Origin of the sequence: Mycolicibacterium elephantis DSM 44368 (assembly GCF_004014805.1) — a bacterium.
Lineage (GTDB): Bacteria > Actinomycetota > Actinomycetes > Mycobacteriales > Mycobacteriaceae > Mycobacterium > Mycobacterium elephantis.
In genome coordinates, this window is the sequence record NZ_ATDN01000078.1 from 59,582 (window position 1) to 79,519 (window position 19,938).

The window sequence follows — 19,938 nt, forward strand, 5'->3', positions numbered from 1 at the left end:
GACTCGCTGTGACAACGACATTCACCGACGTGCCGGTGCTCGACATCGCCGCACTCTTCGACGAGACCGGATCCGGCTATCGCGACACGGTGCACGCCCTTGGTGATGCCGCCCGGCGGGTCGGTTTCGCGCAGATCGTCGGCCACGGCGTGGATCCGGCGTTGTTCGCCGCCCTGCTCGACCGCACCCGCGCGTTCTTTGCCCTGTCGGACGAGGAGAAACGCCGGGTGTACATCGGCCGGTCGGGCAACCACCGAGGCTACGTGCCGCCGGGTGAGGAGATCTTCGCCGAGGGCAGCTACGACACCAAGGAGGCGTTCGACGTGTCGTTCGAGCTGCCCGCCGACGACCCCCGCTATCTGGCCGGCCATCCCCTGCTCGGGCCCAACCAGTGGCCCCGGCTGACGGGCTTCCGCGCGGCCGTCACCGCCTGGTACGACGCGGTTTTCGCGCTCTCTCGGGCGCTGCTGCGGGCGTTCGCCGTCGCGCTCGGCGAGCCCGCGGACCGCTTCGAGCGGCACGTGACCGCACCGCCGTCGCAGCTGCGCCTGCTGCATTACCCCTACGATCCCGACGCCGCCGACCGACCCGGCATCGGCGCCCACACCGACTACGAGTGCTTCACGTTGCTGCGGCCGACCGCGCCGGGCCTGGAGGTCCTCAACGCGGCCGGCGAGTGGATCGACGTGCCGCTCATCGACGACGCATTCGTCGTCAACATCGGTGACCTGCTGGAGATCTGGACCAACGGCGAGTATGTCGCCACCACCCACCGGGTCCGCAAGGTCGCCGAAGAGCGGTACTCGTTCCCGCTGTTCGCCAATGTCGACTACGACACCGTGGTCGCGCCCCTGCCCGCGTTCGTGCGCGACGACCAACCGGCGATGTCGCCCGTGATCGCCGGAGAGCACCTGTTCGCCCAGACCGCGCAGAGCTTCCGCTATCTGCAAGAGCGCCTGGCTCGAGGGGAGGTGAACCTGCCCGACGACGCCCGCCCGCTCGCCAGCTTCGGACGAAAACCACTCAGCAGCAACTTATCCCACTGACAAACCCACCCCTCCGGCAACGGCGCCGGAACTCCCCACCCATCCCACCGTAGTTTGGAGTTCCGCCATGATCATCACCGGCGTTGCCCTCTTCCTGCTCGTCCTCACCGTCAGCGGAGTGGTCTCCGCGCGGCGGGTGCGCGGTGACACCGCCAATTATCTGGTCGCCGGGCGCACGCTACCCGCGGTCCTGGTCGCCGCGGTGCTCATCGCCCAACCCGTCGATTCCAACGCCACCATCGGCAACGCCGACCTGTCCGCGACCTTCGGCTTCTGGGCCGGCGCGGCGCTGCCGATCGGGTTGGCGCTGTGCCTGTTTCTGATGGGCTTGTTCTTCGCGAAACGGTTGCGCGCCACCAACGTGGTGACGCTGCCGGAGTACTTCCGCAACCGCTTCGGCCGCGGCATCGAAACGGTGTCGTCGTGTCTGACCGTTGGCAGCTTCGCGATCCTGTTGGCCGGCAACCTGGTCGCGCTGGGCTTTCTGCTGGAACGCTTCCTCGGCGTCTCCTACACCCTCGGCATCATGATCACCGTCCCACTGGCGCTGCTCTACACCATCACCGGCGGCATGTTCGCCAGCGTCTACACCGGTGTCGCCCAGGTGATCGTCAACGTCGTCGCGGTGTTCTCACTGGTGATCTGGGTGGCGACCACACACGGGTTCAGCGCGCCGGAGGGTCTGGGCGCCGGCGATTTCGCCCAACTCACCTCCGCAGAGTCCGGCGCGGTGATCAACTGGGCCACCATCATCGCGTTGGCGCTGGGCAACCTGGTCGCGATCGACCTGATGCAACGCGTTTTCTCGGCGCGCAGCCCCGGCGCTGCGCAGCAGGCCTGCTTCACCGCTGCCGCAGGCATTCTGGTGCTGTGCATTCCGTTGTCGTTCGTCGCGCTCGCGGCGGTCGGCATCGTCGGCGACGCCGCCGGCGACGGCCCGATCCTCTACACGCTGCTGGGCCAGTTCGCGCCGACGTGGCTGGCGATCATCGTCATCTCCGGCCTGTTGGCGGCGACTCTGACGACTGTCAGCGGGATCCTGCTGTCGACGGCATCGGTGATGGTGCGCAACGTGTTCCGCATCGATGAGCAAGCCATCGTGATGACCCGGCGGATCCTGCGGGCCACCCGCTGGTGGACCCTGCCGATGGCGGCGCTGGCAGCCGTTGTGGCGCTGCGGGTTCCGCAGACCGGGATCCTGCTCACCTTGTCGTTCGACCTGCTGCTGGCCAGCCTGGTCGTGCCGTTCATCCTCGGGCTGTACTGGTCGCGGGGCGGAGCCGCGGCGGCGACGGCGGCGATCGTGGTGGGCGGCACGGTGCGGTTGACGTATTTCGTGCTCACCCCGACCATCTACGGCGTCGACAACACGCTGCTGTACTTCCCCAACGAGTGGGTGTCGACGGCGGTCGACGGCTGGTCCACCCTGCTGGCCGGGGCCACGTCCCTGGTGGCCTACGTGGTGGTGGCGCTGATGACCACGCCCCCGGCCGCCCCGGACGAGCCGGAGACCGCGGTCGAGGCGGAACCGGCCACCCTCACGGCGGCCCGGCCCTGACCCCGGCGATCACCGTGGTTGCGCACGCGTCGAGCCTGTCCGGCTGGCAGGATCGACGCGTGCACACCACCGGGGGCGGCCGTCCCCGACTCGAGGGGCGCAAGCGGCCGGGCGACACCGCCCGCGACGAGGTGCTGGACGCCGCGGCGGAGTTGTTCACCACGTTGGGGGTGGCGGCGACGTCGACGCGCCAGATCGCCGAGGCCGTCGGCATCCGGCAGGCGTCGCTGTACCACCATTTCCGCACCAAGGACGACATCCTGGCGGCGCTGCTGCACGGCACCGTCGCGTCGTCGTTGGCCGCCGCGCAGCGACTGCTGGACCGGCAGGAGCCGGCCGCGGTGCTGCTGCACGCGTTGACCTACCTCGACGGCCGACTGCTGTGGGACAGCCCGTGGAACCTCGGCATCCTCTACCTGCTGCCCGAGGTCCGTGCCCCGCGGTTCGACGAATTCCACCGGCAGCGAAGCCAGTTGCGCCAGGCGTACCGCACGCTGGTGCATCGTGTGCTCGACGGCCGGCAGCGGTGTGACGACGAGTTCGACGTCGGCGCCGACGAGGATGTGGTGTTCCGGCTCGTCGAGTCGCTGCCGAACCTGCGTGCCGACGGGTTGGGCGAACCGGATCAGCCGCAGCGCACCGCCGACATGGCGTTGCATGTGCTGGGCTGGCGCGGGGACTGGCCCGCGCTGCGCGCGGCCTCGCGAGCCGTCACCGATGAGGTCGGCTGATCGTTTTTCCGCCAAAGGGACAGACGGGCGGGAAAGTGCGAGTAAATCCCGCCGAGACGTCGATCTCGGCGCGGGGCCGGGCCGCGCATCGCCGCAGGCGTTGATGAGCTGAGCCGTACCCTCGACACCGTGGACGCCCCGGAACTGGTCGATGTGCTGCGCGGCAGGCGTGTCGCCGTGCTGACCGGCGCGGGGATATCGACCGACTCGGGTATCCCGGACTACCGCGGACCGGACTCGCCGCCGAGCAATCCGATGACGATTCGGCAGTTCACCTCCGACCCGGCGTTTCGGCAGCGGTACTGGGCGCGCAACCACCTCGGCTGGCGGCACATGGACACCACCGCGCCCAACGCCGGTCACCGCGCGCTGGCCCGGCTCGAGCGGGCCGGCGTCGTGTGCGGGCTGATCACCCAGAACGTCGACCTGTTGCACACCAAGGCGGGCAGTCGCGCGGTGGTCAACCTGCACGGCAGCTACGCCGAGGTGATCTGCCTGGGCTGCGGCCACCGCATGTCGCGCGCGGCGCTCGCCGACCTGTTGGAGGAAGCCAACCCGGGATTCGCGCGGCGCGCCGAGGCGGTCGGTGGTATCGCCGTGGCACCGGACGCCGACGCGGTGGTCGACGACACCGCGTCGTTTCGCGTCGTCGACTGCGGGCGATGCGGCGGCATGCTCAAGCCCGACATCGTCTACTTCGGCGAGAACGTGCCCAAAGAGCGTGTGACAGAGGCATATTCGGTCGTCGATGCCGCCGACGCGCTGTTGGTGGCGGGGTCGTCGCTGACGGTGTACTCCGGTTACCGGTTCGTCCGGCACGCGGCGGCCGCCGGGATGCCGGTCGCGATCATCAACCGCGGGCCGACGCGCGGCGACGCGCTTGCCACGGTCAAGGTCGACAGCGGCTGCTCGGAGATGTTGGCCCTGCTGGTGTGTGAGTTGGGCGCGCAAACGGACGCTGTAGGGGCATAGCCGCGCCGAAATCGCCTAGACGGCGACCAGATCGTCGGCGTGCACCGCGGGCCTGCGCATGTCGGCGGGCAGGTCCGATGTCGACCGGCCCAGCATGGTCTCCAGCTCGGTGTGGTCGTAGGCCACCACGCCGCGCGCCACCATCGTGGCGTCCTGCGCACGCAACTCCACGACATCGCCGCCATAGAAGCGGCCGGACAGCGCCGTGATGCCGGCCGGCAGCAGGGACCGGCGTTGCCGCACCACCGCCCGTACGGCGCCGTCGTCCAGCGTCAACGACCCAGACGCCTCCGCCGCGTAGCGCACCCAGAACTTGCGCGCCGACATCCGTTGGGGCCGCGCGGCGAAGACGGTGCCGACCGACGCGTCGGCCAGCGCGGTGGCGGCGTCGGACGCCGCGGCCAGCAGCACCGGAACGCCGGCGTCCGCGGCCAGCAGCGCCGATGACAGCTTCGACGCCATCCCGCCGGTGCCCAGGTGAGAGCCGCGGCCGGCCACCACACCGTCGAGATCCTCGGGGCCGGACACCTCGGGGATGAAGCGCGCCTTGCCCTTGCGCGGATCCGCGTCGTAGAGGCCGTCGATGTCGGACAGCAGCACCAGCGCGTCGGCGCCGACCAGGTGAGCCACCAGCGCCGAGAGCCGGTCGTTGTCGCCGAACCGGATCTCGTTGGTGGCCACGGTGTCGTTCTCGTTGACGATCGCCACGGCGTGCAGCGCCCGCAGCCGGTCCAGTGTGCGCTGGGCGTTGGTGTGCTGCACGCGCATCGAGATGTCGTGCGCGGTCAACAGCACCTGACCGACGGTGCGTTGGTAGCGGGCGAAGGCCGTGCTCCACGCGTTGACCAGCGCCACCTGCCCCACGCTGGCGGCGGCCTGCTTGGTGGCCAGATCCGTGGGGCGCTTGGACAGCTTGAGCGGCTCGATACCGGCGGCGATCGCGCCCGACGACACGATCACCACGTCCGAGCCGGCCTTCATGCGCGCCTCGATCGCCTCGGCCAGGGTCGCCAACCGGCTCGGGTCGAACACCCCGGCCGGTGTGGTCAGCGCGGTGGTGCCGATCTTGACGACGACGCTGCGGGCGGTTCGGATGGCGTCGCGGTGGGCGCTCACGGTTCACCGCTTCCGCGGCGACGCTCGCGGCGGGCCGCCTTGCGCTCGGCCGCCGAAACCCGCTCGGTCTGCTCAAGTCTCGCGTCGGTGCCACGCCCGGACAGCGGCACGTCGACGCCGGCGGGGGTCTGCGGTTCCCAGTCGAAGGTCACGTCCCCGATGGTCACCGCGCAGCCGGGCCGCGCGCCGAGCCGAAGCAGCTCCTCCTCGACGCCGAGCCGCGCCAACCGGTCAGCCAGATAGCCGACCGCCTCGTCATTGTCGAAATTCGTTTGGTTAACCCATCTTTCGGGCCGCACACCGCGCACAATGAAGCCACCGTGGCCGTCGGGTTCGACGGTGAAGCCGGTCTCGTCCACCGGCACGGGCCGGATGACGGGCCGACGCGCGACGGGTGGCGGCTGCGACTCGCGATACTGCGCCACCATCTCGGCCAGCGCGAAAATCAACGGCCGCAAGCCCTCTCGGGTGACGGTGGACACCGCGAAGGTCGGCCAACCGAACCGCTGGGCGATTTCGTCGCGGACGAACTCGGCCAGCTCCCGCGCTTCCGGGACATCGATCTTGTTGAGCACCACCGCTCTCGGGCGTTCGGTCAGATCCCCGAGCGTCGAGTCGCCCCGCAACGTCGGCTGGTAGGCGGCGAGTTCGGCCTCGAGCGCTTCGATGTCGGAGATCGGGTCGCGGCCGGGTTCCATCGTCGCGCAGTCGACCACGTGCACCAGCACCGCGCAGCGCTCGATGTGGCGCAGGAAGTCCAGGCCCAGGCCGCGGCCCTCCGACGCGCCGGGGATGAGGCCGGGCACGTCGGCGACGGTGAAGGTGTGCTCACCGGCGGACACGACGCCGAGGTTGGGCGCCAGCGTGGTGAACGGGTAGTCGGCGATCTTGGGTTTGGCCGCCGAGATCACCGACACCAGCGACGACTTGCCCGCCGACGGAAACCCGACCAACCCGACGTCGGCGACGATCTTGAGTTCCAGCGTGAGGTCGCGCGCCTCACCCTTCTCGCCGAGCAGCGCGAAACCGGGCGCCTTGCGGGCCCGCGAGGCCAGCGCGGCGTTGCCCAGCCCACCGCGGCCGCCGGCGGCGGCCACGAACCGGGTGCCTGCGCCGACCAGGTCGGCGAGCAGATTGCCGTTCTCGTCGAGCACGACGGTGCCGTCGGGCACCTTGACTTCCAGGTCGGCACCCGCGGCGCCGTCGCGGTGGCCGCCCGCCCCCGGCTTGCCCGAAGGCGCGACGACGTGCGGGTGGAAGTGGAAGTCGAGCAGCGTGTGCACCTGCGGGTCGACGACCAGCACGACGCTGCCGCCCCGCCCGCCGTTGCCGCCGTCGGGGCCGCCGAGCGGTTTGAATTTCTCGCGATGGACCGAGGCGCAGCCGTTGCCGCCGTTGCCGGCCCGCGCGTGAATCACCACGCGGTCGACAAACCGGGCCATCGGATACTCCTCTCCTTCGCCGAAAGGGACGTTTGGGGCGCGAAAGTGCGAGTGTGCCTAACGCCCAAACGTCGATTTCGACGGCGGAGTCAGGCCTCCGCGGACGGTCGCACGACGCTGACGGTCTTGCGGCCGCGCTTGGTGCCGAATTCCACGGCACCGGGAGCCGTGGCGAACAGCGTGTCGTCGCCACCACGACCGACGTTCACGCCGGGATGGAAATGGGTGCCGCGCTGGCGGACGAGGATCTCGCCGGCCTTGACGATCTGGCCGCCGAATCGCTTGACGCCAAGCCGCTGGGCTGCGGAGTCGCGACCGTTGCGTGAGCTGGAAGCGCCCTTCTTATGTGCCATGAGATTGCCCTCGCCTCTGCTGTCTGTTCTTCGCCTGACGGCTCATCACGCGATGCCGGTGACCTTCAGGACCGTCAGTTGCTGACGGTGACCCTGACGCTTGTGGTAACCGGTCTTGTTCTTGAACTTGTGGATGCGGATCTTGGGGCCCTTGCGGTGCTCGAGCACCTCGCCGGTGACGGCGACCTTCTCCAGGGCCTTGGCGTCTGTGGTGACCTTCGCTCCGTCGACGACGAGGGCCACGGGCAGCGACACCTTGGAGCCGGGTTCGCTGTCGAGCTTCTCGACCTTGACCACGTCTCCGACGGCGACTTTGTACTGCTTGCCGCCCGTCTTGACGATTGCGTACGTGGCCTTATCGGCTGCCATCTTGCTCGTGCTCCTACGTCGTTTCTTGACACAGCGCTACTCGCGACTGTGCGGGTCTGGGTTTCCGGGTCTTCCACGATCGCCGGCCACGGCCTGGCGACAACTGCTCAAGGCTACTTGAGCAGAACCTTGAGGGTCAAATCACCGCAGGTCACGGCATCGGCTCCGGGGCTGCTCAGCGGCCGTGGCTGGGCGGGCCCGCAGGTCGCGCCGCGGCGCGACGGCGGTGCCGGCCGCCCGGCCGGGTCACCGCAACCGGCGCGGCCACCGCGGAGTCGTCCTCGTCCTCTTCGTCCTCCTCGTCGGAATCGTCCAGGTCCGAATCGTCCAGGTCCGAGTCGTCCACGTCCGAATCGTCGTCCGAGTCCTCGTCCGAGTCGTCGTCGATGACCTCGATGTCGTCGTCGAGGTCGTCCTCGTCGTCGTCGTCATCCAGATCGATCTCGTCCTCGTCGGACTCGTCGTCCTCATCCTCGTCCGGCTCATACGAGTCGTCGTCGTCCAGGTCTTCGTCCGCCGACGAGGAAACCGCCTCCCGGATGCCTTCGGTGTCGGCCTCGGCGACCTCCTCGGCGGGCTTCTTCTCCTCGTCCTCGGCCTCGTCGTCCTGGCGGGACGTCGATGCCGCCATCGCCTTGAACATCGGATGCTCGGCGGCATGAGCAGGCACCTTGGCGACCGCGACGTCGTCGGACTTGCCGCCCCGCTTGCCGCGCCTGCCCCGACGGCCCCCTTCGGACTTCCGTCCGTTCCCCGACGTCGAGTCGATCGGATCGGTGTGCAGGATGATGCCCCGTCCGGCGCAGTGCGGGCACGACGTGGAGAACGCCTCGATCAGCCCCGTGCCCAGCCGTTTCCGCGTCAACTGCACCAGGCCCAGCGAGGTGACCTCGGAAACCTGGTGCCGGGTGCGGTCACGGGCCAGCGCCTCGGTCAACCGTCGCAGCACCAGGTCGCGATTGGACTCGAGCACCATGTCGATGAAGTCGATGACCACGATGCCGCCGATGTCGCGCAACCGCAATTGGCGCACGATCTCCTCGGCGGCCTCCAGGTTGTTGCGGGTGACGGTCTGTTCGAGGTTGCCGCCCGAGCCGGTGAACTTGCCGGTGTTGACGTCGATCACCGTCATCGCCTCGGTGCGGTCGATGACCAGCGTGCCGCCCGAGGGCAGCCACACCTTGCGGTCCATCGCCTTGGTCAGCTGTTCGTCGATGCGATGGACGGCGAACACGTCCGGGCCCGGCTCGCCCTCGGAAGACACCGGGGGCTCGTACTTCGTCATCCGCGGAAGTAGCTCCGGCGCAACAGCATTCACGTACTCGGTGATGGTCTTCCACGCGTCGTCGCCGGAGACGATCAGCCCGGTGAAGTCCTCGTTGAACAGGTCGCGGATGACCTTGACCAGCACGTCGGGCTCTTCGTAGAGCGCGACGGCCGCCCCGGCCTTCTTTTCGGTGATCTCGGCGGCCTTGGCCTCGATCTCGGCCCAGCGCTTCTGCAGGCGCTCGACGTCGGCGCGGATGTCGTCTTCCTTGACGCCCTCCGAGGCGGTACGGATGATCACGCCCGCGTCGGACGGCACCACCTCGCGCAGGATCTCCTTGAGCCGCTGCCGTTCGGTGTCGGGCAGCTTGCGGCTGATCCCGGTGGACGACGCGCCCGGCACGTAGACCAGGTAGCGCCCGGCCAGCGACACCTGGGTGGTCAGGCGGGCGCCCTTGTGGCCGACGGGATCCTTGCTGACCTGCACGACGACGTAGTCGCCGGGCTTGAGGGCCTGCTCGATCTTGCGGTTCTGCCCGCCCAGGCCGGCGGCCTCCCAGTTGACCTCGCCGGCGTAGAGCACGCCGTTACGGCCGCGGCCGATGTCGACGAACGCCGCCTCCATCGACGGCAGCACGTTCTGCACGATGCCGAGGTAGATGTTGCCGACCAGCGATGCCGACGCGGCCGAGGTGACGAAGTGTTCGACGACGACGCCGTCCTCGAGCACGGCGATCTGCGTGTAGCGGGAGCCCTCGTGCGGCGGTTCGGTGCGCACCTTGTCGCGCACCACCATCATGCGTTCGACGGACTCGCGGCGGGCCAGGAACTCGGCCTCGCTGAGGATCGGCGGCCTGCGCCGGCCGGCGTCGCGGCCGTCGCGGCGGCGCTGCCGCTTGGCCTCCAGCCGGGTCGATCCGTTGATGCCCTGGATTTCGCCGTCACCGCTCGACGTGGACGACTTGGTGGCCTTCCGCGGCTCACGTTCGTGCACGACGGTGTTGGGCGGGTCATCGGGCGACAGGGCCGTGTCGGTGTCGTCACCGGAGCCGGACTTGCGCCGACGGCGGCGGCGACGGCGCCGGGTGGCGCCCTCGGTGCCGGTGTTGTCGTCGTCGCTGGTGTCCTCGTCCGAGTCCTCGGAGTCGTCGTCGGAGTCGCTGCCCTGGCTGTCGGTGTCGTCGGAGTCGTCGTCACCGCTCTGCTCGCCGCGGCCCCGTCCCCGCCCGCGGCGGCCGCGGCGCCTGCGCCGACCGGACGGCCGCTCGAACTGGTCGTCGTCGGAGTCCGTCCCGTCGTCGCCGTCGTCGTCCTCGTCGTCGGAGCTGTACTCGACGGTCACCGGCTGCGGCGCGACGAACAGTGGCAGGTAGTCGGCGGGTTCGGGGGTCTGGGGCCGGGTTTCCGCCTCGGGCTGCTCGGACCGGGTCTCCGGCTCGGTCTGCACGGCCGGCTGTTCGTCGCCGTCGGGGGTTTCGGCGAGCGCGTCACGCACCCGCTGGGCTTCGTCTTCCTCGACGACGGACTGCGGGTCTCGCGGTCTGCCGTCGAGGTCGGTCAGCACCTCGAGCACCCGCTCGCTGGTGGTGCCCAGCTCCCGAGCCAACGAATCGACACTCAGCTTGTCGGGCTGAGAGTCTTCAGTGGGCGATGTCTGTTCTGAAAGGTCTTCAGTCGGGGCTTGAGAATGGTCACTGTCGGCCACGTAGTCTCCTCCAAGCCCCCGGGCGCGTCCCGTTGGACGCGGCCACACGAGGGCTTCCGCTATTGGCTCGGTACACGGTCCCGAGCTTGTTATGGTCTCGCCCCGAGCGGTTCCCTGTGGAACCATCCCGGCGCCTATTGCGAATGATGGCTGGACGGTCGGCGCCGCACCGCGCGTGGCGATGGTCGCGCACGTCTAAGTCTTCATTCGGGTGTCCAGCCCCACTTCAGGCCAGTCACCCGAGGCCAGTATCCCACATCACGCCGCCCTGCCCGACCATGCCGCACGAGCAGGCAATATCCGGAGTCAGCTGCCGGGGAACCAGAGCGCGATCTCGCGGGCGGCCGACTCCGGGGAATCCGAGCCGTGCACGATGTTGTCCTGGGTGACCAGGGCCAGGTCGCCGCGGATCGTGCCGGGCGCGGCCTTCTCCACCGGATCGGTGCCGCCGGCGATCTGGCGGAACGCCGCGATCGCCCGTGGGCCCTCGACGACGGCCGCCACCACGGGGCCCGAGGTGATGAACTCCAGCAGCGAACCGAAGAACGGCTTGTCCTCGTGTTCGGCGTAGTGCCTGCGGGCAAGGTCGTCGCTGACGTCCTTGAGCTCCAGGGCCGCGATCGTCAGGCCCTTGCGCTCGATTCTGCTGAGTACTTCTCCGATCAGGCGCCGTTTGACGCCGTCGGGCTTGATCAACACGAGGGTCCGCTCAGTCACGGCCGACAGCCTAGTCGGGCGGCTGCTGCTGCCCGGGCAAGAGCCCGCGTTTCTGCCGGCGCAGCACCTCGGCGCGCAGGTAGGCGATCACCAGCCAAACCACCAGGAAGACCACCCCGATCAGCCCGATCGCGACGTGGACGGCGAACCCGGCGATGAACACCAGCTGCACCGCCACGTTCAGCCAGATCGCCCACGACCGGCCCTGCAGCCCGCACAACAGCACCAGCAGCACCGCGAACCCGATGAGGTAGCCGCCGCTGGCCGTGGTGAGCCCGCCGCCGATGTGTGCCACCACCGGCAGCGCCAGCAGCACGACGATGGCCTCCAGGATCAGCGTGCCGGCCATGACGCCGCGAAAGCTCCTCCACGGGTCGGGTGGTTGGCTCACTCGGGGTCCTTTCCGAACAGCGTCCGCGCCGCCCCCGCCGTCACCACCGAACCGGTGATCACGATGCCCGCACCGCCGAACGACTCGCCGTCCTGGGCCGACTCCTCCACGACCGCCGTCGCCGTCTCGATCGCGTCGGGCAGGGTGGCGGCGGTGACGACCCGTTCCGGGCCGAACCGCTCCTCGGCGCGCAGCGCCAGCCCCGCGACGTCCAGCGCGCGTGGCGAACCGTTGTGCGTCACCACGATCTGGTCGAACACCGGCTCGAGCGCGGTCAGGATGCCGTCGACGTCCTTGTCCCCCATGACCGAGACGACACCGACCAGGGTGCGGAAGTCGAATTCCTCGGTGAGCGCCTGCGCCAGCGCCGACGCCCCGGCCGGGTTGTGCGCGGCGTCGATGAACACCGTTGGCGCGCTGCGCATTCGTTCCAGCCGACCCGGGTTGGTGACCGCGGCGAAACCGGCGCGGATCGCGTCCACGTCGAGTTGGCGCTCTGCGCCCGCACCGAAGAACGCCTCGACGGCGGCGAGGGCGACCACCGCGTTGTGGGCTTGATGTTCACCGTGCAGCGGCAGGTAGATGTCGGAGTACACGCCGCCGAGGCCCTGCAGTTCCAGCAGCTGGCCGCCGACGGCGACCTGCCTGCCGAGCACGGCGAACTCGGAGTCCTCACGTGCGACGGCGGCGTCGGCCTGCACGGCTTGGCGCAGCAGCGCCTCCATCGCCTCGGGGGTCTGGCGCGCGATGACGGCCACGGTCTCGGTGGGCACCAGGTCGTCGTCCTGCTTGGTGATGATTCCCGCTTTCTCCCCGGCGATTTCGGCGACGGTGCCGCCGAGGTAGTCGACGTGGTCCACCGCGATCGGGGTGACGACGGCGACGGGCGCCTTGACGATGTTGGTGGCGTCCCAGCGGCCGCCGAGGCCGACCTCCACGATCGCCACGTCGACCGGTGCGTCGGCGAACGCGGCGAACGCCATCGCCGTGACCACCTCGAACTTGCTGAGCGCGGGCCCGCCGGTCTTCGCCGACTGCTCGTCGACGAGCTGCACGAACGGCTCGATCTCACGGTAGGTCGCCACGTACTGCGCAGGGGTGATGGGCTTGCCGTCGATCGCGATGCGCTCCACGGCCGACTGCAGGTGCGGGCTGGTGGTCCGTCCGGTACGCCGATGCAGCGCCGTCAGCAGAGCATCCACCATGCGCGCCACCGATGTCTTGCCGTTGGTGCCCGCGATATGGATCGACGGGTAGTTCAGCTGCGGCGATCCGAGCAGCTCCATCAACGCCGAGATGCGGGTGGTGCTCGGCTCGAGTTTCGTTTCGGGCCAACGCTGGTCGAGCAGGTGCTCGACTTGCAGCAGTGCCGCCACCTCGTCCGGTGTCGGATCGGGGTCCGGCTGCGGCGCTTCCGCCGGATCGGTCATTTCAGCGACTCGAGCCTCGCGGTGATGCGTTCCACTTCCTCTTCGGCCAGCCGTTGGCGTCCGCGGATCTTGTCGACCACCTCGGCGGGCGCCTTGGCGAGAAATGCCTCGTTGCCGAGTTTGCTTGTGGTGTTGGCCAATTCCTTCTGCGCGGCGGCAAGGTCCTTTTCCAGACGGCGCCGTTCGGCGGCGACGTCGACGCTGCCCGAGGTGTCCACCTCGACAGTGACGGTGCCCCTCGAGAGCCGCACCTCGATCGCGGCCGTGGGGGTGAACGCGTCGGCGGCGGCGGTCAGCCACGCCAACGCGCTGATCGCCGGCACCTGCGCGGTCAGGTCGGCCTTGTCGATGTCGGTCAGCCTTGCCGGCACCTTCTGCCGGTCGTTGAGGCCCTGGTCGCTGCGGAACCGGCGCACCTCGGTGATCAGCTTCTGCATATCGGCGATGCGCTGCGCGGCGTCGGGGTCCAACGCGAAGCCGCTGGGTTCCGGCCAGTCGGCCACCACCAGCGACTCCTCGCCGGTGAGCGTCTTCCACAGCACTTCGGTGACGAACGGCATCACCGGGTGCAGCAGCTTCAGCAACGTGTCCAAGACCTTGGCCAGCACCCCTGTCGTGTGAGCGGCGTGCTCCTTTTGTCCCAGTTGCACCTTGGCGAGCTCGACATACCAGTCGCAGAACTCATCCCACGCGAAGTGGTAGAGCGCTTCGCAGGCTCGGCTGAACTCGTAGCCGTCGAACGCGGCGTCCACTTCGGCGCGCACCGCCTCCATCCGGCCCAGAATCCAGCGGTCGGCGTCGGTCAGCTCGGAGGCATCCGGGAGGGGTGCCGGTGCGGCCCCGTTCATCAGCGCGAACCGGGTGGCGTTGAACAGCTTGGTGGCGAAGTTGCGCGACGCGCGGGCGTGGTCGTCACCGATGGACAGGTCGCCGCCGGGGCTGGCGCCGCGGGCCAGCGTGAACCGCAGCGCGTCGGCGCCGAACTTCTCCACCCAGTCCAGCGGATCGATGCCGTTGCCGCGCGATTTGCTCATCTTGCGGCCGAACTCGTCGCGGATGAGGCCGTGCAGGAAGACGTTCTTGAACGGCACCTGCGGCCCGCGTTTGCCGTAGTCCGTGATCGCGTCATCGTTGGCCACGAACATGCCGAACATCATCATCCTGGCCACCCAGAAGAACAGGATGTCGTAGCCGGTGACCAGAACGGTTGTGGGATAGAACTTCTGGAGCTCCAGCGTGTGGTCGGGCCAACCCATCGTGGAGAACGGCCACAGCGCCGAGGAGAACCAGGTGTCCAGCACGTCGGGGTCTTGTTCCCAGCCGTCGGGCGGGGTCTCATCGGGACCCACACACACCATCTCGCCGTTGGGGCCGTGCCAGATCGGGATGCGGTGCCCCCACCACAATTGGCGCGAGATGCACCAGTCGTGCATGTTGTCCACCCACGCGAACCAACGTGGCTCCAGGCTCTTGGGATGAATCACGGTGTCGCCGTTGCGCACCGCGTCACCGGCGGCCTTGGCCAGATCATGGACCTTGACCCACCACTGCAGCGACAACCGGGGTTCGATCGGCTCGCCGCTGCGTTCGGAGTGGCCGACGCTGTGCGAATAGGGCCGCTTCTCCTCGACGATGCGACCCTGGGCGGCCAGCGCCTCGCGCACCTTCACCCGGGCCTCGAACCGGTCCATGCCGTCGAACTGCGTTCCGGTGTCGGTGATCCGGGCCTTGGTGTCCATGATCGTCGGCATCGGCAACCCGTGCCGCATGCCGATCTCGAAGTCGTTGGGATCGTGGGCCGGGGTGACCTTGACCGCGCCGGTGCCGAACTCCGGGTCGACGTGTTCATCGGCCACGATGACGATTTCGCGGTCGAGGAACGGATGCGGCAACTTCTTGCCGACCAGATGGCGGTAGCGCTCGTCGTCGGGGTGCACGGCGATCGCGGTGTCGCCGAGCATGGTCTCCATCCGGGTGGTGGCCACCACGATGTGCGGCTCGTCGTCGGACAGCGACCCGTAGCGGAAGGACACCAACTCGCCCTCGACGTCCTCGTATTTCACCTCGAGATCGGAGACCGCGGTCTCCAGCACCGGTGACCAGTTGACCAGCCGTTCGGCGCGGTAGATCAGGCCCGCGTCGAAGAGCCGCTTGAAGATCGTGCGGACCGCGCGCGACAACCCCTCGTCCATGGTGAACCGGTCGCGGCTCCAGTCCACCCCGTCGCCGATGCGGCGCATCTGTGCCTGGATGGTGCCGCCGGACTCCCGCTTCCAGTCCCACACCTTGTCGATGAACAGCTCGCGGCCGAAGTCCTCTTTGGTCTTGCCTTCGGCGGCCAGCTGCTTCTCGACCACGGACTGGGTGGCGATCCCGGCGTGGTCCATCCCGGGCAGCCACAGCACCTCGTACCCCTGCATCCGCTTGCGCCGGGTGAGCGCGTCCATCAGCGTGTGATCGAGCGCGTGGCCCATGTGCAGGCTGCCGGTCACGTTCGGCGGCGGCAGCACGATCGAATAGGCGGGCTTGGTGCTGTTCACATCGGCGGTGAAGTAGCCGGCCCTGACCCAACCCTCGTAGAGGTCAGACTCCACCGCGCCCGGGTCCCACGACTTGGGCAAAGCTTCAACGCCGGGATCGGCGGCGCGACGAGGGGTTGAGGTCACCCCGCAATTCTAGGAAGAGCCGGCCGATGCGAGCCCGGTGGGCCTGACCGGCGCCGAGCGGACGCGCAAGTGCCGACCTGGGGCCTCCGCAGGCCCCGTCTGCGTCTGCTCACCGGCGAAAAGTCACTTCTTGCCGCCCAAGAGCCCGCCGAGGATGTCGCCGAGTGCGCCGCCCTGGTTGCCGCCCAGCACGCTGCCGAGGATGCTGCCCAGCGGATTGTTGCCGCCGCCACCACCGCCGGCCCCGCCCAGGATGCCGCCCAGCACGTCGGCGAGCCCGCCGCCGCCGGACTGCTGAGCCTGCGGTTCGGCGGACCCCTTCGACAGTTGCTTGCCGATATAGGCAAGCACGATCGGAGCCAGGATCGGCAACAGCTTCTGGATCAGTTCACTGTTGCCTGCGCCGCCACCGGCCAGGGCCGACGCGACCTGGGTGGTGTCGTTGCCGCCGAAGATCCGCGCGACGGCCTTTGAGCCGTCGGCCTCGTCGACCTGCTCGACGCTGACCCCGCCATCCAGCAGGCCGCTGGCCGCGTGGTTGGTGGCCGCGGACTCGATGGTGGACGCGGTCCCGGCGTCTTGCGCGTTCTGCTGCAATCCTCCGACCAGGACCGGCACCAGGGTGTGGACGGCGTTGTTCACCTCGTTCTCGTCGGCGCCCAGTCTGGCGGCGATCTCCTGGGTGGGAATCTGATTGAAGAGTTCGTCGAGGCCGGCCATCGCGTATCCACCTTCGTCCCCCGAGCGTGTGTATCTGCCGACAGTAATGCAGTTGATCGGGGTGCCGGACGCCTTTGGCGCAGCCGGCTCAGGCCAGCCGGACGGTCTCCAGCGACACCCCCGCACCGGGAAAGCGGGCCAGCAACGCATCGCCGATCGCCGCGGCCGGGGTCAGCACACCACGCAGGTCCGAGAGCCGGTCCCGATCGAGGGCGAGCGCAAGGCCGCTCTCCCCGAGCAACACCGAGGTGGCCTTGTAACCCGGGTCACCCTGCTGGGACATGGTGGCCTTGTATCGCGCGCCCGTCGTCGTGGTGGTGTACGTCTCGACCGTGTAGTGGCCCCGCTCGCGGACGCGCTCGCTCGGTCCGGTGCCGGGTTTGGGCACGACGCGCTCGACGAGCCTGCCCGGCAGCCGGTGGAAGAACCGGCTGCCCAGTGCCATCGCGGCGGCGTTGCTGCCCGCCGCCACGGCCGCGGCCACCGGTGCGGCGACCGAGCGGCCCACGCTCATCTGCTCACCGTATTCGAAGCGCCTTCCGTAGCCGTAGTCGAGTAAGGCGTTGCTGCGCCGGACAATTCGGGTGTTGACCATGGCCATGACGAACGGCCCGGTCCAGTATCCCTTCAGCTCCGGGGCGATCTCCGCGCCGCGGCGCCATCTCATGTCGGGCTGCGCGCCGAGCTCCGGTTCGGCGGAGCGGTCCTCGGTCAACGTGTACGGGTCCTCCATCAACCGCCTGGCGTCCGGGTCCGAGGACGCGGTGCGCATCACCTCCAACATCGACGCGACCGTGCCGCCGGACACTCCCCCGGCGAACTTCCGCACCACCAGGTTGGTGTCGGTGAGCTGTCCCCGCTGGTCCTGCTGCGCTCTGCGGTACAGCGCGAACACAGTGAGATCCGAAGGGACGGAGTCGAATCCGCACGAGTGCACGATGCGGGCACCGGTGTCCATGGCCTGTTTGTGGTAGAGGTCGATGCTCTGCCGGATGAACATCGGCTCACCGGTCAAGTCGGCGTAGTCGGTGCCCGCGGCCGCGCACGCCGCCACCAACGGCAACCCGTATTTGATGTAGGGCCCCACGGTGGTCACCACCACCTGGGTGCGAGCCGCCATCGCGTTCAGCGACGACGGCTGCGACGCGTCAGCGGTGATCAGTGGCCATGACCGCGCCGGCTCCGGTAGCGAGTCCCGCACCGCGAGCAGCTTGGTCTCCGATCGGCCGGCCAGCGCGATGCGGGCGTCCGCGCCCGCCGCGGCCAGATACTCGGCCGTCAGCTTGCCGACGAATCCGGTTGCCCCGTACAGAACGATGTCGAATTCTCGCTGCGCTGCGCTCATGACGGCGACGCTACCCGAGGGCTTCGGGCCGCTCGACCCCCTCGCCCAGCACGTGGCGGGCCAGGAACGCGGTGACGACCTGATACCAGAGCTTGGCGTGCTGCGGGGTCAGCACCCAGTGGTTCTCGGAGGGGAAGTACAGGAACTGGTGTGCGCTGGTGCCGTCGTCGGCGGCGGGCAGAGCGGAGTCAGTGAGCAACTCGTACCACAGCCGAAGCGCTTCGCCGATCGGCACGCGATAGTCCTTGTCACCGTGGATCACCAGCATCGGGGTGCGAATCTTCTCGACGTGTCGGTGCGGCGAGTACGTGTCCGCCATCTCACGGGTCATCTCCCGCACCCAGTAGTAGGCCGAGTCCGTGGTGGCGCCGAACTGATCGAGTGCCCACAGGCTGGCGTGGGTGACGATGGCGTCGAACCGGTCGGTGTGCCCGGCGACCCAGTTGGCCATGTACCCGCCGAACGATCCGCCCATCGCCGCTGTCCGCGAAGCGTCGACGCGCGGGTGCGCGCAGGCGGCGTCGGTGGCCGCCATCAGGTCGTCGAACGGCGCATCACCCCACGCGCCCCAGCCCCGTTGGATGAAGTCCTGGCCGTAGCCGGTGGACAGCCCGGGATCCGGCAGCAGCACCGCATAACCGCGCGCGGCGAGCAGCCATGGGTTCCACCGCCACGACCAGCAGTTCCAGCTGCTGAGCGGGCCGCCGTGAATCCACAGCAGCAGCGGTGCCTGCCCGTCACCGTCCGGCAGCACCAGCCAGGACCGCACCCTGGTGCCCTCGGGCGCGGTCGCCTCGACCTCGATCAGCTGCCCCGGCAGCCGCGGCGCGGGCACACACGGCAACTCCGTGACCGCGCCGTCGGGGTCGATGCGCACCGGATGCGGGGGCGCGGCATAGGAACTGCGCAGCGCGTAGAGCACTCCGTCGGGTGCGGCCCTGACATCGGTGTAGGCGTAGTCGTCGAACGTCAACTGGGTCACCGCACCGTCGGCGAGGCCCACGGAGAACACCGGGCAGCGCCCGTCCTGGTCGGCGGTGACGATCAACGCCGACCCGTCGCGCGACCACGTCAGCGAGGCCGGCCAACGGTCCCAGTCCGACGCGACCGTTTCATGCTGCCCACCGAAACGCAAGCAGCCCAACGTGATTCGCGGCGCCTTCTCCGGTGTCGAATACGACTCCCGAACATAGGCGACCGCCGAGCCGTCCGGGGCGATCGCAGGGCTCCACAGGTCGGCGTCGGGCTCGTCGGCGATCACGGTGCGCTCGCCGGTGTCGGTGTCGACCCGCACCAGCACCGAATGGGCCGACGCCCCGGGCGCGGGCTGCTGCCAGGTGGTCACGACGAATCGGCCGTCCGGGCTGACATCGAACTGTGCCTCGCGCAGCGCTCCCCCCGGCGCCCCGGTGAGGTCCTTCGGGTCGTCCCCGCCGGCCCCGAGGCCGAACAGATGGGGATGGTCGACCCCAATGTCTTTGTCCCAGCGGCGGATCGGATAACCGGTGTGCAGGACGGCGGAGACCTTGTTGTCCTTGCGGAGCTCGCGCAGCCGGCGGTCGTCGTCGACGGTGCGCGCCGACGGCAACATCGGTGCGCGCACCACCGCCACATCGACCTCCCGCGCGGTCGCTATCGCCTCGACCCCGCCGGGCAGCTCCAGCGCCTGGAACGCCTCGCCACCGGCGGCCGGTAACCGCCACAACGCCGCGGGCGGCTTGTCGTCGTCCTCGGTGGGCCGCACGGCGATGAACAGCAGGTCACCGTCTGCGGCGAAAGCCGGCGACGACTCGCCCTTGGCACCACGCGTCAGCCGCCGCGCGGGTTGCCTGCCCGCGGGGTCCAGCTCCCACACCGCGGAGAGATACTCGGTGCGCTTGTCGTTGAGCTCGGCGATGGTCGTCACGACGCGGGTTCCGTCGGGTGACACCGCAAGGCCGGACACGCGCGGCAGCGCGATGTAGTCGTCGAGATCCTCGAACGGCGTGGTGGACATCGCGGTCATGCCCTGTTCGTAGCACAACCCCGTCGCGAAAAGCCGTCGAGATCTGCGCCATCGTTGCGGCCTGACCGACATCACAGCCATGGCGCAGAAATGGACGAGAAGAGTC

At 69.2% G+C, this 19,938-nt stretch carries 16 protein-coding genes; 4 read left to right on the top strand and 12 right to left on the bottom strand.

The window, feature by feature from the left end; translation table 11 throughout:
* Nucleotides 1-8 precede the first annotated feature (8 nt).
* From MELE44368_RS25110 to MELE44368_RS25125, 4 genes are all read left to right on the top strand, one after another.
* The gene (locus tag MELE44368_RS25110) at nt 9-1,046 is read left to right on the top strand and encodes an isopenicillin N synthase family dioxygenase (protein WP_128110947.1); all 1,038 of its coding nucleotides are present in this window, start codon (nt 9-11) and stop codon (nt 1,044-1,046) included.
* 67 nt (nt 1,047-1,113) lie between these two features.
* On the top strand, nt 1,114-2,604 hold the full coding sequence (locus tag MELE44368_RS25115) for a high affinity choline transporter 1 (protein ID WP_128110948.1): 1,491 nt from the start codon (nt 1,114-1,116) through the stop codon (nt 2,602-2,604).
* 59 nt (nt 2,605-2,663) lie between these two features.
* Nucleotides 2,664-3,335, top strand: coding sequence for a TetR/AcrR family transcriptional regulator (locus MELE44368_RS25120; RefSeq protein WP_164890225.1), 672 nt, complete (start codon nt 2,664-2,666; stop codon nt 3,333-3,335).
* A gap of 129 nt (nt 3,336-3,464) precedes the next feature.
* The gene (locus MELE44368_RS25125; RefSeq protein WP_128110949.1) at nt 3,465-4,307 is read left to right on the top strand and encodes an NAD-dependent protein deacetylase; all 843 of its coding nucleotides are present in this window, start codon (nt 3,465-3,467) and stop codon (nt 4,305-4,307) included.
* Nucleotides 4,308-4,322: 15 nt separating this feature from the next.
* On the opposite strand, the gene proB is transcribed toward MELE44368_RS25125, so the two are convergent.
* The 12 genes from proB to MELE44368_RS25185 all read right to left on the bottom strand — a co-directional run bounded on the left by proB (nt 4,323) and on the right by MELE44368_RS25185 (nt 19,823).
* Nucleotides 4,323-5,423 (bottom strand): glutamate 5-kinase, encoded by a 1,101-nt coding sequence (gene proB / locus MELE44368_RS25130; protein WP_128110950.1) that lies wholly within the window; start codon nt 5,421-5,423, stop codon nt 4,323-4,325.
* Entirely contained in the window at nt 5,420-6,865 is a 1,446-nt protein-coding gene (gene obgE, locus MELE44368_RS25135; RefSeq protein WP_128110951.1) for a GTPase ObgE, read from the bottom strand. The genes proB and obgE overlap by 4 nt, the downstream gene beginning before the upstream one ends.
* An 89-nt stretch (nt 6,866-6,954) precedes the next feature.
* Nucleotides 6,955-7,218 carry a 50S ribosomal protein L27 gene (gene rpmA, locus MELE44368_RS25140; protein ID WP_046754772.1) on the bottom strand — a complete coding sequence of 88 codons (264 nt, stop codon included), beginning with the start codon at nt 7,216-7,218 and terminating at the stop codon, nt 6,955-6,957.
* A 45-nt stretch (nt 7,219-7,263) separates the two neighbouring features.
* Nucleotides 7,264-7,587 carry a 50S ribosomal protein L21 gene (gene rplU, locus MELE44368_RS25145; RefSeq protein WP_128110952.1) on the bottom strand — a complete coding sequence of 108 codons (324 nt, stop codon included), beginning with the start codon at nt 7,585-7,587 and terminating at the stop codon, nt 7,264-7,266.
* A gap of 175 nt (nt 7,588-7,762) precedes the next feature.
* Nucleotides 7,763-10,558: a ribonuclease E gene (locus tag MELE44368_RS25150; protein ID WP_241566762.1), complete on the bottom strand. Its 2,796-nt coding sequence runs from the start codon at nt 10,556-10,558 to the stop codon at nt 7,763-7,765.
* Between the two features lie 306 nt (nt 10,559-10,864).
* A complete protein-coding gene (gene ndk / locus MELE44368_RS25155; RefSeq protein ID WP_128110954.1) occupies nt 10,865-11,275 on the bottom strand; it encodes a nucleoside-diphosphate kinase in 411 nt (136 codons plus the stop codon).
* 10 nt (nt 11,276-11,285) lie between these two features.
* Nucleotides 11,286-11,624, bottom strand: coding sequence for a DUF4233 domain-containing protein (locus MELE44368_RS25160; RefSeq protein WP_128111035.1), 339 nt, complete (start codon nt 11,622-11,624; stop codon nt 11,286-11,288).
* A gap of 38 nt (nt 11,625-11,662) precedes the next feature.
* Entirely contained in the window at nt 11,663-13,096 is a 1,434-nt protein-coding gene (gene folC / locus MELE44368_RS25165) for a bifunctional tetrahydrofolate synthase/dihydrofolate synthase (protein ID WP_128110955.1), read from the bottom strand.
* Nucleotides 13,093-15,762: a valine--tRNA ligase gene (locus MELE44368_RS25170; RefSeq protein WP_128110956.1), complete on the bottom strand. Its 2,670-nt coding sequence runs from the start codon at nt 15,760-15,762 to the stop codon at nt 13,093-13,095. Before MELE44368_RS25170 ends, folC begins: the two co-directional genes overlap by 4 nt.
* Nucleotides 15,763-15,885: 123 nt before the next feature.
* On the bottom strand, nt 15,886-16,482 hold the full coding sequence (locus tag MELE44368_RS25175) for a DUF937 domain-containing protein (RefSeq protein WP_128110957.1): 597 nt from the start codon (nt 16,480-16,482) through the stop codon (nt 15,886-15,888).
* 88 nt (nt 16,483-16,570) lie between these two features.
* Nucleotides 16,571-17,827, bottom strand: a complete 1,257-nt coding sequence (locus tag MELE44368_RS25180; RefSeq protein WP_128110958.1) for a saccharopine dehydrogenase family protein — start codon at nt 17,825-17,827, stop codon at nt 16,571-16,573.
* 10 nt (nt 17,828-17,837) lie between these two features.
* Nucleotides 17,838-19,823: a S9 family peptidase gene (locus MELE44368_RS25185; protein WP_128111036.1), complete on the bottom strand. Its 1,986-nt coding sequence runs from the start codon at nt 19,821-19,823 to the stop codon at nt 17,838-17,840.
* Nucleotides 19,824-19,938 lie beyond the last annotated feature (115 nt).

Coding starts and splice junctions, on each gene's coding strand:
- MELE44368_RS25115 (WP_128110948.1), top strand. CDS start 1,114: ATGATCATCACCGGCGTTGCCCTCTTCCTGCTCGTCCTCACCGTCAGC.
- obgE (WP_128110951.1), bottom strand. CDS start 6,865: ATGGCCCGGTTTGTCGACCGCGTGGTGATTCACGCGCGGGCCGGCAAC.
- rpmA (WP_046754772.1), bottom strand. CDS start 7,218: ATGGCACATAAGAAGGGCGCTTCCAGCTCACGCAACGGTCGCGACTCC.
- rplU (WP_128110952.1), bottom strand. CDS start 7,587: ATGGCAGCCGATAAGGCCACGTACGCAATCGTCAAGACGGGCGGCAAG.
- MELE44368_RS25160 (WP_128111035.1), bottom strand. CDS start 11,624: ATGGCCGGCACGCTGATCCTGGAGGCCATCGTCGTGCTGCTGGCGCTG.
- folC (WP_128110955.1), bottom strand. CDS start 13,096: ATGACCGATCCGGCGGAAGCGCCGCAGCCGGACCCCGATCCGACACCG.
- MELE44368_RS25175 (WP_128110957.1), bottom strand. CDS start 16,482: ATGGCCGGCCTCGACGAACTCTTCAATCAGATTCCCACCCAGGAGATC.
- MELE44368_RS25180 (WP_128110958.1), bottom strand. CDS start 17,827: ATGAGCGCAGCGCAGCGAGAATTCGACATCGTTCTGTACGGGGCAACC.
- MELE44368_RS25185 (WP_128111036.1), bottom strand. CDS start 19,823: ATGTCCACCACGCCGTTCGAGGATCTCGACGACTACATCGCGCTGCCG.